This is a genomic window from Streptomyces sp. NPDC048473 (assembly GCF_043200155.1).
Taxonomy (GTDB): Bacteria; Actinomycetota; Actinomycetes; order Streptomycetales; family Streptomycetaceae; genus Streptomyces.
Genome location: NZ_JBICXE010000024.1, coordinates 29,341 through 41,773, shown reverse-complemented (window position 1 = coordinate 41,773; position 12,433 = coordinate 29,341). Strand labels below are relative to the sequence as shown.

The window sequence follows — 12,433 nt, the reverse complement described above, 5'->3', positions numbered from 1 at the left end:
CCCGGGTCGTCAGCAGTGATACGGATCCTGCGCCGTCCGTCGCAAGTACTACGGGGCCGCACCGGCGCCGGACCCCCCGCTCACCAGGCGAGCTGGGCGAGCTCCTCCGCCACCACCGCGCACGCGTCGGCCGCCGGGTCGATCAGCGGGAAGTGGCCGACGCCGGGCAGCAGGGTCAGGCCCACCGTCTCCCCCGCCTTCGCCGCCGCGTCGACGAACGCCTCCGAGACGGCCTGCGGCACATCGACGTCGGTGGTGCCCTGCACCACGGTGGTCGCGATGCCGGTGGGCAGCAGCACGGCCGGGTCGGCGTGCGGGGCCCGTGCCCCGAAGTCCTCCTCGCGGCCGAGGAATTGACCGACCGCCCCCGAGCACACGTTCAGCTCGACGGCCGTGGTGAAGTCCCCGATCGGCGCGAGAGCGACGACGCCCCGCAGCGGCGGCGGTGCGGGCAGCCGCCACGGCGAGCCTTCGGGCAGTACGTGCCGGGCGGCGGCCCACAGAGCGAGCTGCCCGCCGGCGGAGTGCCCGGTGACGACGATCCGCCGGGCGTCGGCCTGCGGAAGTTCCCGGGCCAGCAGGGCCGGCAGCGCGTCCATCGCCGCGGCGACATCGTCGAAGGTCTCCGGCCAACGGCCCGCGACCGGACCGGAACCCCGCTGCTGCGGGATCTCGCTGCCGCGCCGGTACTCGACACTGGCGACGGCGAAACCGCGCCGGGCCAGGAAGTCCGCGAACGGCGACACATGCTGCCGGTCGTACGGCGCCCGCCACGCCCCGCCGTGCAGGACGACCACGACCGGCGCACCGGTCCGGCCGTCGCGCGGGGCGTAGAAGTCGATCAGCTGGTCGGGGTGGGTGCCGTAGGCGGCGGATGAATCGGGGGCGACCGGTGGATACGAGAGTGCCGACTCGGCCTCGGCTGCGTCACGATCACGCGCGGCAGAATCCGACATGCTGCTCCAACCCGTCCTGTATCTGAGCCCAACAGCCCAACCGGCCAACTGGCCTGACCTGCGGGGACGGTACCAGTATCGAAGGTTCCCGTCCCCGCCGACAGATCATGGCAGGAGCTCGCCCCTACCTCTCCCCCAGCACCTCACCCAGTACCTGAGCCGCCCGCTCCACGTCCGCGAACCCCACGTACAGCGGAGTGAACCCGAACCGCAGCACGTCCGGCCGCCGCAGATCCCCGAGGACGCCCCGTGCGATGAGCGCGCTCATCACCGGTTCCGCGTCCTCGCACCGCAGCGCGACCTGACTGCCGCGCTCCGCGTGCGCGGCCGGGGTGAGGGAAGTGACCCGGCCCTCGGGCACATACGCGGCGACGCACTCCAGGAAGAAATCCGTCAGCGCCAGGGACTTGGCCCGGACCGCCTCGATGGACACCCCGTTCCACACGTCCAGCGACGCTTCGAGCGCCAGCATGGAGAGGATGTCGGGGGTGCCGACCCGGCCCCGTACGGCCCCGTCCGCCGGGGCGTACCCGGGGGTCATGCCGAACGGGTCGGCGTGCGACGTCCACCCCGGCAGGGGCGAGTCGAAGGCCGACTGGTGGCGCTCGGCGACGTACAGGTAGGCGGGCGAACCGGGGCCGCCGTTCAGGTACTTGTACGTGCAGCCGACCGCGAGGTCCACGCCGTGCGCGTCGAGCCCGACGGGCAGTGCGCCCGCGCTGTGGCACAGGTCCCAGACGGCGAGGCCGCCCGCCGCGTGCACGGCGGCGGTGAGTCCGGGCAGGTCGTGGAGCCTGCCGGAGCGGTAGTCGACATGGTTGAGCAGGACGGCCGCGGTACGGGGGCCCAGCGCGTCCGGCACCTCGGCCGGGGCGACCGGGACGAGCCGGTGGCCGGTCAACCGGGCCGCGGATGCGGCCATGTACCCGTCCGTGGGAAACGTCGTCGCGTCGACCAGGATCTCGTCGCGTCCCTCCGGAGCCAGCCGGCTCGCGGCGACGACGGCCTTGAAGACGTTCACGCTGGTCGAGTCGCCGACGACGATCTGTCCGGCGGCGGCACCGACGAGCGGGGCGATCCGGTCGCCGATCCGCTCCGGCGCGCTCCACCAGCCGCTCTCCTCCCAGGACCGGATGCGCAGCTCGCCCCACTCACGGGTGAGGACCTCCTGCACCCGGGCGGGTACGTGAACGGGCAGCGCTCCGAGCGAGTTGCCGTCGAGGTAGACGGTGTCATCCAGGGTGAACAGCTTGCGCAGATCGGCGAGACCGTCGGCGGCGTCGAGTGCCGCAGCCCGCGCGGCGAAGGTCTCAGACATGGCTGCGCGCCGTCCACAGCTCGGGGAACACGTTCTTCGTGGCCCGTTTCTCCAGCCAGGCGACCCCGGCGGATCCGCCGGTCCCGGTCTTAGAGCCCATCGCACGCCGGGTGGCGACGAGATGGTCGTTGCGCCAGCGCCACACCAGTTCACCGACGTCGGTGAGCGCCTCGCCGAGCCGGACCAGCTCGTCGTGCCGGTCGGGGTCGGCGTAGATCTCCGCCCAGACGGCCTCGACCTCGGGGGACGGCTCGTACTTCTGCGTCAGGTCCCGGCCGAGCACGGCCTGCGGTATGGCGTGGCCGCGCCGGGCGAGCAGGGCGAGCGTCTCGTCGTACAGACTCGGTTCGCCGAGCGCCTTCTCCAGCTCGGCGTGGACGCGGGGCGCACCCCGGTGCGGCACGAGCATGGACGCGGACTTGTCACCGAGCAGGAACTCCATCCGCCGGTACATCGCCGACTGGAAGCCGGAGCCCTCACCGAGAGCGGCGCGGTAGGAGTTGAACTGGGCGGGGGTGAGCTGGGCGAGCGGCGTCCAGGAGGCGTTGAGCGCCTCCAGTTCCCGCACCGACCGCTTGAGCGCGTCGCGTGCGACGGGCAGCCGGTCCTCGCGCAGGGCGTGCGCGGCGGTCTCCCACTCGTGGACGATGACGGTGAACCACAGTTCCATGACCTGGGTGGTGACCAGGAAGACCATTTCGCCCGGGTCGTCGGAGCGAAGGTGCTGGAGATGGGTCAGGACATCCGCCTGGACATAGTCCTCGTACGGAGTCGTTCCCGCGAAGTCGAGGTGCGGGGTCTGCGCACCGGTGGCTTCGGGGTCGGGGTGGATCGTCGACATTGCTGTCTCCTCGACACGAGCTTCCGGGTAGCGGTCCGCCCCTTCCGTGAGGTGGTGGAGCTCCGGTCCCCTGCCCGCATCCTAAACGGAGCCCGCGGGAGCGCGCAGACCCCGCAGATACCGGTACATCTGCGGGGTCCGGAACGTCACAGGGTGTACGTGTACGTCTGGCCGAGGGTCTCGGTCACCCCCGGCCGAGGGGCTGGGCCGCCTCTAGCCGAGGGTCTCGGCGGCGGTCGGCGAGGAGTCGCGCAGGAACGTCGAGCAGCGCTCGTACTCCTCCTGCTCACCGATCGACTGCGCGGCCCGGGCGAGGGCGTGCAGGGCGCGCAGGAAGCCGCGGTTCGGCTCGTGCTCGAACGGTACGGGGCCGTGGCCCTTCCAGCCGGCCCTGCGCAGCGCGTCGAGGCCGCGGTGGTAGCCGGTGCGGGCGTAGGCGTACGACTCGATGACGCGGCCGCCCTCGAACGCCTCGTCGGCGAGCTGTGCCCAGGCCAGGGAGGAGGTCGGGTACTTCGCGGCGACGTCGGCGGGGGCCGTGCCGTTCGCGAGCAGCTCGCGCGGCTCGGGGTCGTCGGGCAGGTGGGTCGGGGGAGGCCCCCCGAGCAGGTTCTCGTGGATCGACATGGGTTCAAGTGTGCCTGGCACCTGCACGCCGGGGGTACCCGGGCGCTGTGCGGTGGATCAGTTCGCGCCGGGGTACCCGGGCGCTGTGCGGTGGATCAGTTGGCGCCGGGGGTACCCGGGCGCCCCGGGAAGGGGCGGTTCGCGCCCGGCTTCCCCGCCGCCTCGTGCGTGGGTTCGAGGGGCGGGGAGACGACGCCGCAGTGCACCGTGCACTCGGGGCGTGCCTTCTCCTTCTCGTCCGCCGTGACGAGAGGCTTCCGTACGGTCGCCCAGGCGATCAGCGAGCCCAGCACGAGCAGCCCGGCACACATCGGCATGGCCCGCCGGAACGTCGCGGCGAACTCGTCGGCGTTCCGGTAGGCCTCCGGGCCCATCCCGGCGAGCAGCGGCAGCGCGGCCACCGCGATCAGCCCGGCGGCGCGGGCGGCCGCATTGTTGATCCCACTGGCGAGGCCGGCCCGTGCGGTGTCCACGGAGGCCAGGACGGTCGCGGTGAGCGGTGCCACCAGGGTGACGAGTCCGACGCCGAGCACACCGACCGCGGGAAGGACATCGGTGAGGTAGGCGGAGACGGAGTTCGACCCCGGCCCGACCCGCAGCATCAGCAGCATTCCGGTGGCGGCGACCAGTGGGCCGACGGTGAGCGGGATGCGGGGTCCGATGCGCTGCCCCAGTTCGCCCGCGGAGGCGGAGAAAAGCAGCATCAGCACGGTTGTCGGCAGCAGGGCCGTACCGGCGCCGAGGGCCGAGTACCCGGCCACGACCTGGAGCTGGATCGCGGAGAGGAAGAAGTAGCCGCCGAGCGCCGCGTACACACAGAGGGTGATGATGTTGACGACGGTGAACTGCCGGGACGCGAACACCGACGGCGGCAGCATCGGCTCCGGCCGCCGCCGCTCCACCTGCACGAACACCGCACCGAGCACGATCCCGCCGACAGCCGACCCGATCACCACCGCGGACGCCCCCCGTCCCGGTGCCTCGATCAGCGCGTAGGTCACCAGGGCGAGGGCGAGCGCGCCGAGCACGGCGCCCAGCACGTCGAAGCGCCCGCGTGCATGGGGGTCACGCGATTCCGGTACGTGGCGCAGCGCCACCGGCAGGCAGACCGCGGCGAGCGGCACGTTGAGCAGGAACACCCACCGCCAGCCGGGCCCGTCGACGAGCCACCCGCCGACGAACGGTCCGATGGCGGCGCCGACCCCGCCGAGCCCCGACCACAGCCCGACCGCGCGGGCCCGGTCGTCCGGATGGAAACTCGCCTGGATCAGCGCCAGCGAACCGGGGGTGAGGAGCGCCCCACCGATGCCCTGGAGGGCGCGGGCGGCGATCAGGACGGCGGCGTTCGGCGCGATGCCGCACAGCACGGACGCGGCGGCGAACCAGACGACTCCGACGACGAAGACCCGCCGCCGCCCGTACCGGTCGCCGAGGGCGCCGCCGAGGAGGATCAGCCCGGCGAGGGTCAGCATGTAGGCGTTGACGGTCCACTGGAGGGCGGCCAGGTCGGTGCCGAGGTCCTTGCCGATACGGGGCAGGGCGACGTTGACGACGGTGGAGTCCAGCATGGCCATGCTGGAGCCGAGGACGGTGGTGAGGATGACCCAGCGTCCGGTGGGGGAGGCGACGCGGATGGCTCCCGTCTCTGCGTCAGGCATACGAGCAGCATCCCCGCTCCCCGCCGTGAGGGCCATCGGGCGGGGATGGCTCGGCAGCGCGGCGGCGTCGCCGCTGCGGGCAGCTTCGAACACATCCATCAGCTGCTACGGACCCACGGACAGGCCCACGCCCCGGGCAGAGCACCCGCGGGTGGCCACGGTCCGCACCCGACCCCTACGGCGCGCCTTGCGCCACCGCCCGTACGCCCCGGATCAGCGCCTCCACGCCCGCCTCCGCCTTGGACCGCGGACACCCCACGTTCAGCCGCACGAAGCCCTCCGCCCCGTACACCGCCCCGGGCATCACCGCGACCTTCTCGCGCTCGATCAGCACCCGCTGCAACGCCTCGTCGTCGCCGACACCCGCCGGTCGCAGATCGATCCACGCCAGATAGCCGGCCTGTGGCGGCTGCCATCCCAGTTCCGGGAACGCCTCGTTCAGCCGTTCCGCGACCAGCGCCAGATTCCCGGCGACATACGCGCGGACCTCGTCCAGCCACGCCCCGGCCTCCCGGTACGCGGCGATGTGCGCGGTCAGTGACAGCACCGCCGGGGAGGCGAGCCCCTCCGCCGTCTCCATCCGGCGCAGGAACTCCGTCCGGTCGGCCGGATCGCCGATCAGCCCGTACGAGCCGGTCAGCGCCGGGAAGTTGAACGCCTTCGACGCGGAGGAGATCACCGCCCAGCGCCCCTCGCCCCCGACCCGCGTCCACGGCACATGCACATGCCCCTCGTGCACGAAGTCCGCATGGATCTCGTCGCTGATCACCGCGACCCCGTGCCGCGCGGCGAGCGCCGACATCTCGCCCAGTTCGGCCTCCGTCCACACCCGGCCCGTCGGGTTGTGCGGCGAGCACACGAGAAGGACCTTGCTGTCGGGGCGGGCGAGCTCCCGTTCCAGCGCGGCCGTGTCCCCCACCGGCACGCCCCGCAGCTCGCGCCCGAGCCCGGTGATCGCCTTGCGGAAACCGTCGTACGTCGGAGTGTGGACGACCACGCCCTCGCCCTCGGCCGTCCACATCTGCAGGAGCTGCGAGAGCTGGCTGAGCACGGACGGCCCGTACACCAGCTGCCCGGTGTCGATCCGTGTCCCGTACCGGGTCGCGTACCAGTGGGCTATCGCCGAGCGGAAGTCGTCCTGCTGCCAGGCCGTGTAGCCGAACACCCCGTGGTCGAGACGGGCCCGCAGCGCGCTCAGCACCTCCGGTGCGGTCTCGAAGTCCATGTCGGAGATGGTGAACGGCAGCAGCCCGTCCACGCCGAACCGGTCCGCGACCCCGTCCCACTGGACGCACCAGGTGCCCCGGCGGTCGATGACGGTGTCGAAGTCATAGCGGGCACTGGAACTCACAGGGATCCCTCACATCTTCTCTTCTGCATGCCGTGGGCCCGGCTCTCGGACATGCCGTGGGCCCGGCACCCCAAGGAGTACCGGGCCCACGGCCACACTTCGCGCCGGCTGCTACTTCAGCTTGGTGCCGGTGGAACGCAGGTTGGCGCAGGCCTCCGTGACGCGCTCGGCCATGCCCGCCTCGGCGGACTTGCCCCAGCTGCGCGGGTCGTAGACCTTCTTGTTGCCGACCTCGCCGTCGACCTTCAGCACACCGTCGTAGTTGCGGAACATGTGGTCCACGATCGGGCGGGTGAAGGCGTACTGGGTGTCGGTGTCGAGGTTCATCTTCACGACGCCGTTCTCCAGCGCGGTGGCGATCTCCTGCGCGGTGGAGCCGGAGCCGCCGTGGAAGACGAAGTCGAAGGGGGACGACTTGCCGTACTTGGCGGCGACGCCCTCCTGGAGGTCCTTCAGCAGCTCGGGACGGAGCACGACGTTGCCCGGCTTGTAGACGCCGTGGACGTTGCCGAAGGAGGCGGCCAGCAGGTAGCGGCCCTTCTCGCCCAGGCCGAGCGCCTCGGCGGTACGCAGCGCGTCGTCGACGGTCGTGTACAGCTCGTCGTTGATCTCGTGCGTGACGCCGTCCTCCTCGCCACCGGTCGGGGTGATCTCGACCTCAAGAATGATCTTGGCGGCGGCGGCCTTGGCGAGCAGCTCCTGACCGATGGCCAGGTTGTCGGCGAGGGTCTCGGCCGAGCCGTCCCACATGTGGGACTGGAACAGCGGGTTCTGGCCCTTGGCGACGCGCTCGGCGGAGATGTCGAGCAGCGGACGCACGTAACCGTCCAGCTTGTCCTTGGGGCAGTGGTCGGTGTGCAGCGCGACCGTGATGTCGTACTTGGCGGCGACGATGTGCGCGAACTCGGCAAGGGCGACGGCGCCCGTGACCATGTCCTTGTTGTACTGGCCGCCCAGGAACTCCGCCCCACCGGTGGAGATCTGGACGATGCCGTCGCTCTCCGCCTCCGCGAAGCCGCGCAGTGCAGCGTGCAGGGTCTGGGTCGACGTCACATTGATGGCCGGGTAGGCGAACTTGCCTGCCTTCGCCCGGTCGAGCATCTCGGCGTAGACCTCGGGGGTTGCGATGGGCATCTGTCCGCTCCTTGGGATGTGCGGGTGTGCGTTGCTGGTTCCCTGACCTGGGGGCGACGTCATCGTCGCCCCCATCTTCCCAGACTCTCGCTCCGGCTCCACCCGGCCTGCTCCCTCCATACTCGGGCGGGCGGTTCGCGGGCATACGTCAAGGGCGGGCCGTTTCACGTGAAACAGCCCGCCCTTGACGAAAACCGCAGGTCAACCCTTGCGTCAGGCCAGATCGAGGTCCGCCACCGTGTAAGCGTGGACGTACGGGAGACCGGCCTCCGCAATGGCCGGCGCCGCACCCCGCTCCACGATCGTGGCGACGGCGACGACCTCGCCACCGGCCTCGCGCACCGCCTCGACGGCCGTCAGCGGCGAACCGCCGGTCGTCGAGGTGTCCTCGACGACCAGGCAGCGGCGGCCCTTCACATCCGTGCCCTCGATGCGGCGCTGCATCCCGTGCGCCTTCTGTGCCTTGCGGACGACGAACGCGTCCAGCTCCTGCCCGCGCGCGGCGGAGGCGTGCAGCATCGAGGTGGCGACCGGGTCGGCGCCCAGCGTCAGCCCGCCCACGCAGTCGTAGTCCAGCTCGGCGGTGGCGTCGAGCATGACCTGACCGACCATCGGAGCGGCCTTGCCGTCCAGCGTGATGCGGCGCAGGTCGATGTACCAGTCAGCCTCAAGACCGGAGGAGAGGGTCACCTTGCCGTGTACCACGGCCTTGTCCTTGATCTGCTGGAGCAGCTCAGCACGTACGTCAGTCATGGCTACGAGCTTAGACCGACCGGCACATGGGGGTGGGAGAAGGAGCGGCGCTGGGTGCGTGCAGCTGCAAGGCGGAGGATTGAGGCAGATGGGGTCTCCCCTGCTTGAGCGCAGCCGAGAGCTTGGGGAAGGAGCCATGGTGATTGACGACAACGCGGGAAAGGTCCCCCTGGCCCTTAATGCCTTGGGGGAGGGCGTGCCCAGCCCCGCGACGCCGCCCCCATGTGCCGGCCGGTCTTGAGGCGCCCGCCTCACGGCCCGCGCCCGCACGGTCAGAGCCTGCGCCAGCTCCAGGTCGTCGCGATCTCCAGCGGCTCGATCGGGGTGACATACCGGGGCGCGGTGTTCAGCCCGTTCGGCGGACCGGACTGCGGCTCCACGCAGACCGCCTCGGCCTGCTCGTCGTAGATCACGACCCACTCGGCCCGGCTCTTCACGATCAGTTCCAGCTGCTCCGGCCAGGTGAGCGTCACGTCGACACCGTCCGGCATCCCGAAGCAGTCGTCCCACGGACCGGGCAGGGGCGGGATGCGGCGGCCGGTCGGCAGATGGTTCTCGCCACGCTCCTCCTGCCAGGCCGCGTCGAAGGCGATCTCCACGTTCTTGCCGTCCTTGCCGCCGTCGAGATTCCGCAGGAACCAGGGGTGCCAGCCGGCCTGAGCCGGGAACGAATCCCCGTACGTCTCGATGCCGAACGCGAGCGTCAGCGAGTCCTCGGACAGCTCGAAGGTCTGGGTCACCCGGCCCTGATACGGCCAGGGGTCGGCCAGGTCGTAATAGAACGCGGCCTCCTGCTCGCCCACCCGGGCGGTGCGCCAGGCGGTGTCCCTGCCGGTGCCGTGGATGGCGTGCGGCGGGGAGTTCACCGGCAACCGGTGCGGGACGTCGCCGTTGTGGAAGAGCCCGTTCTCGGTGCGCCCGCACCACGGCACCATCGGGAAGCAGCCGTACCGCTCCCCCTGCCGCAGCAGCTCGGTGCCACCGATCCGCAGACTGCCGATGCGACAGCCGTTGGCGGGGTTCACGGTCAACTCTGCGTCGCCGACGGACAGCCGGACGTCCTTCTCGCTGCTACTCACCCGACCGACATTACTGGCGCGACTACCTCCGCCGCCTCAGCGCCCGGCTCACCACGACGGCGGACGCGAGCGCGAGCGCTGCGGCGGGGGCGACCCAGCGGAGAGTGGCGCCCGCAGTGGTCGAGTCGGTTGACGGTACGGGGGCGTACCTGCCACGCGGCGGCGCGTGGTCGACCTCCTCGGCGCTGCGGCCGATCATGGTGCGCCTGGCGTGCGCGGCCTCGGCCGGGGGGCCGTCGGGGACGGTGAACTCCACCTCTGCCACGGGGTCGAGCGACGGCGGCGGCACGGGGGCGTCGAAGACGGCGCCCGTGCCCGGGGGTTTCTCGGTGGAGGGCGCCTCGTCCGCGGCGGCGTCATGCGTGGGCGGGGCGCCGTCGTCGGTGTCGGTGTCGTCGGCCTCCGGGGCAGCACTCCGGGCGGTGTCCGCGCCGGTCGCGTCGGCCTCCTCGGCCGCCTCCTCGATGGCCTGTTCCACGGCTTCCCCGACGGACCGCTCGGCCTCGCCGAGGGCCTCACCCGGCGCGTCCCCGCCCGCCAGCGTCTCCGTCACCAGCTGCTGCGCGAAGCGGTCCAGCAGGCGGTGGGCCGTCGCGAGCGCCGCCGCCGCGTCCAGTTCCAGGAACCGGCCGTCGCCGCTCGCCGTACCCGCGAACCCGATCGCCGTACCGCCGTCCTGCTCCGCCAGGCTGATCGTCAGAGCCAGCTTCGCCGAGCCGGTCCCCCGGGCCTCGACACCCTCGCCCGCCACCAGGAACCCGTCGTCGCCGTCCGGACCGTCCTGCGGGGAAACGGTGAGCCGCAGGGCACCGCGGTACGTGATCGTGTGGCCGTCGACCCGGACCTTGAGCCGGCCGGACAGCGGGCCCGCGGACGCGTCGGCGTCCTGCTGGAGCCCCGGTACACAGCGCGCGACGCGGGCGGGATCGCCCAGCGTCCGCCGAAGGGACGGGACCGGAACCGGAACGAACACCTCATGCTCCATGGAAACCGAGCCTACTCAGCCCCGGCCATCACGTCAGCGGTTCCGCGTCGCAAAGCCGCCGGGCGTACGGCGTACGGCGTCCGGCTCACCGGTCCTCCCAGTACCGCGGATGCACCAGCGTCGAAGGCGGCAGCCCGCGCAGCCGTCCGCTCTCCGCGTCCCGCCCCGCGCGCATCAGCGAGGGCTGCGTCAGCGACCGCAGCTCCGGCGCCCGAGGGGCGAGGCGGAGCGCCGGCGCCCTGACCGGCCCCGCGAGGACGAAGCCCCAGCCGTGCTCGGCCTGTGCCCGGTGCATGGCCCGGTCGGGGCCGGCCGCGAAATCGGAGAGCCGGCCGCTGATCCGGTACGGGCGGGTGTGCAGACCCGCCGCCCTCATCGACGCCTCCACCGTCCAGTACGTACGCGGCCGGGTCATCGGCGGGCCCCCGTGCACCACCAGCCGGCCGCCCGGTGCGAGGGCCTCGGCGACCAGGCCGTAGAACTCCGCCGAGTAGAGCTTCGTGCTGGCGGAGATCCCAGGGTCGGGCAGATCGGAGATCACCACGTCGTAGCTGCCGTGCGCCGCCCGCAGCCAGTTGAAGGCGTCCGCGTTGACGGCCGTCAGCCGCGGATCGCGGTACGCGTGGGCGTTCAGCGCCGAGAGCGCACGGTCGGTACGGGCCAACCGGGTGACGCCGGGGTCGAGCTCGACCAGGGTGACGCTGCGTACGTCCGGGTAGCGCAGCACCTCACGGGCGGCGAGACCGTCGCCGCCGCCCAGGATCAGGACCCGGGCGTGCGGCCCGTTCATCGCCGGGTGCACCAGCGCCTCGTGGTAGCGGTACTCGTCGCGGGCGCTGACCCGCAGCCGCCCGTCCAGATACAGATCCAGGGAGCTGCGGCCCGCCCCCGTCAGCACGACCTCCTGGACCCCGGTCTGCACCGCGACCCGCACCCCGTCCCCGTACACCGCACGCCGCGCCGCCCGCTCGAAGTCGTCGACCAGCGCGGTGGCGGTGGCGAGCACGGCGATCACGGCCACGTTGACGAGGATCAGCAGCCACCGGGAGCGCGGGGTGAGGTCCCGCCGGAACACCCACAGCACCAGCGCCCCGCCCGCCGCCGCGTTGACCGCGCCGGTGAACAGCGCCCCGGTGAGCTGTCCCAGCACCGGCAGCAGCAGAAAGGGGAACGCGAGCCCGCCGACCAGCGCACCCACATAGTCGGCGGCGAACAGATCCGCGACGGTCCCGCCCGCGTCCTGCCGGTCGACGCGCTGGATCAGCGTCATCAGCAGCGGGATCTCCGCTCCGATCAGGACGCCGATCGTGAACGAGAACCCGACCAGGGCGTACCGCGACTCCCCGATCCAGGCGAACGACGCGTACAGCACGACCGCCGAGGAGCCGCCGACGAGGGCGAGCGCCGCCTCGATCAGCCCGAAACCGACTGCCGCACGGCTGCGTAAACGTTTCGCGACAAGCGAGCCGACGCCCATCGCGAACACCATCACGGAGAGCACGACCGACGCCTGGGTGACGGTGTCGCCGATCAAGTAGGAGGCGAGCGCCACCAGTTCGAGCTCGTAGACCAGACCGCAGGCAGCACAGATGAAGACAGCGGCCAGCACGAGACACCGACCGGTCCTCGGTCGCACGGGAAGACACGCCGCGCCCCCTCGCAGCGACACCTGCTGGTCGATCATGATGCGAACGCTACGTCACGAAGCGGTGGCCGCCTGTCACCCACAAG

General features: G+C 71.9%; 11 protein-coding genes. All 11 read right to left on the bottom strand.

Translation table 11 applies throughout. The features are described 5' to 3' along the window. Positions 1-80: 80 nt before the first annotated feature. On the bottom strand, positions 81-956 hold the full coding sequence (locus ACGFU7_RS30795; RefSeq protein ID WP_393700098.1) for an alpha/beta hydrolase: 876 nt from the start codon (positions 954-956) through the stop codon (positions 81-83). Between the two features lie 124 nt (positions 957-1,080). Then, positions 1,081-2,274 (bottom strand): kynureninase, encoded by a 1,194-nt coding sequence (gene kynU / locus ACGFU7_RS30790; RefSeq protein ID WP_393700096.1) that lies wholly within the window; start codon positions 2,272-2,274, stop codon positions 1,081-1,083. Continuing rightward, positions 2,267-3,115, bottom strand: coding sequence for a tryptophan 2,3-dioxygenase family protein (locus ACGFU7_RS30785; RefSeq protein ID WP_393700094.1), 849 nt, complete (start codon positions 3,113-3,115; stop codon positions 2,267-2,269). Before ACGFU7_RS30785 ends, kynU begins: the two co-directional genes overlap by 8 nt. A 213-nt stretch (positions 3,116-3,328) precedes the next feature. Next, the gene (locus tag ACGFU7_RS30780) at positions 3,329-3,742 is read right to left on the bottom strand and encodes a DUF3151 domain-containing protein (RefSeq protein WP_393700092.1); all 414 of its coding nucleotides are present in this window, start codon (positions 3,740-3,742) and stop codon (positions 3,329-3,331) included. Positions 3,743-3,837: 95 nt separating this feature from the next. After that, a complete protein-coding gene (locus tag ACGFU7_RS30775; protein WP_393700090.1) occupies positions 3,838-5,400 on the bottom strand; it encodes an MFS transporter in 1,563 nt (520 codons plus the stop codon). A gap of 175 nt (positions 5,401-5,575) precedes the next feature. After that, positions 5,576-6,751 carry a MalY/PatB family protein gene (locus tag ACGFU7_RS30770; RefSeq protein ID WP_393700088.1) on the bottom strand — a complete coding sequence of 392 codons (1,176 nt, stop codon included), beginning with the start codon at positions 6,749-6,751 and terminating at the stop codon, positions 5,576-5,578. 111 nt (positions 6,752-6,862) lie between these two features. Continuing rightward, positions 6,863-7,885 carry a class II fructose-bisphosphate aldolase gene (fbaA, locus tag ACGFU7_RS30765; protein ID WP_393700086.1) on the bottom strand — a complete coding sequence of 341 codons (1,023 nt, stop codon included), beginning with the start codon at positions 7,883-7,885 and terminating at the stop codon, positions 6,863-6,865. Positions 7,886-8,098: 213 nt separating this feature from the next. After that, positions 8,099-8,638, bottom strand: a complete 540-nt coding sequence (gene pyrE / locus ACGFU7_RS30760; protein ID WP_266747121.1) for an orotate phosphoribosyltransferase — start codon at positions 8,636-8,638, stop codon at positions 8,099-8,101. 272 nt (positions 8,639-8,910) lie between these two features. Beyond that, complete coding sequence (locus ACGFU7_RS30755; RefSeq protein WP_393700084.1) at positions 8,911-9,717, bottom strand: aldose 1-epimerase; 807 nt, start codon at positions 9,715-9,717, stop codon at positions 8,911-8,913. A 22-nt stretch (positions 9,718-9,739) separates the two neighbouring features. Beyond that, positions 9,740-10,702 (bottom strand): carbon monoxide dehydrogenase, encoded by a 963-nt coding sequence (locus ACGFU7_RS30750; protein WP_393700082.1) that lies wholly within the window; start codon positions 10,700-10,702, stop codon positions 9,740-9,742. Between the two features lie 85 nt (positions 10,703-10,787). After that, positions 10,788-12,386 carry a polyamine aminopropyltransferase gene (locus ACGFU7_RS30745; RefSeq protein ID WP_393700080.1) on the bottom strand — a complete coding sequence of 533 codons (1,599 nt, stop codon included), beginning with the start codon at positions 12,384-12,386 and terminating at the stop codon, positions 10,788-10,790. Positions 12,387-12,433 lie beyond the last annotated feature (47 nt).

Excerpts from the sequence above, each read along its gene's own strand:
- kynU (WP_393700096.1), bottom strand. The coding sequence starts at position 2,274 with ATGTCTGAGACCTTCGCCGCGCGGGCTGCGGCACTCGACGCCGCCGAC.
- ACGFU7_RS30780 (WP_393700092.1), bottom strand. The coding sequence starts at position 3,742 with ATGTCGATCCACGAGAACCTGCTCGGGGGGCCTCCCCCGACCCACCTG.
- ACGFU7_RS30750 (WP_393700082.1), bottom strand. The coding sequence starts at position 10,702 with ATGGAGCATGAGGTGTTCGTTCCGGTTCCGGTCCCGTCCCTTCGGCGG.
- ACGFU7_RS30745 (WP_393700080.1), bottom strand. The coding sequence starts at position 12,386 with ATGATCGACCAGCAGGTGTCGCTGCGAGGGGGCGCGGCGTGTCTTCCC.
- pyrE (WP_266747121.1), bottom strand. The coding sequence starts at position 8,638 with ATGACTGACGTACGTGCTGAGCTGCTCCAGCAGATCAAGGACAAGGCC.
- ACGFU7_RS30775 (WP_393700090.1), bottom strand. The coding sequence starts at position 5,400 with ATGCCTGACGCAGAGACGGGAGCCATCCGCGTCGCCTCCCCCACCGGA.
- ACGFU7_RS30795 (WP_393700098.1), bottom strand. The coding sequence starts at position 956 with ATGTCGGATTCTGCCGCGCGTGATCGTGACGCAGCCGAGGCCGAGTCG.
- ACGFU7_RS30785 (WP_393700094.1), bottom strand. The coding sequence starts at position 3,115 with ATGTCGACGATCCACCCCGACCCCGAAGCCACCGGTGCGCAGACCCCG.
- fbaA (WP_393700086.1), bottom strand. The coding sequence starts at position 7,885 with ATGCCCATCGCAACCCCCGAGGTCTACGCCGAGATGCTCGACCGGGCG.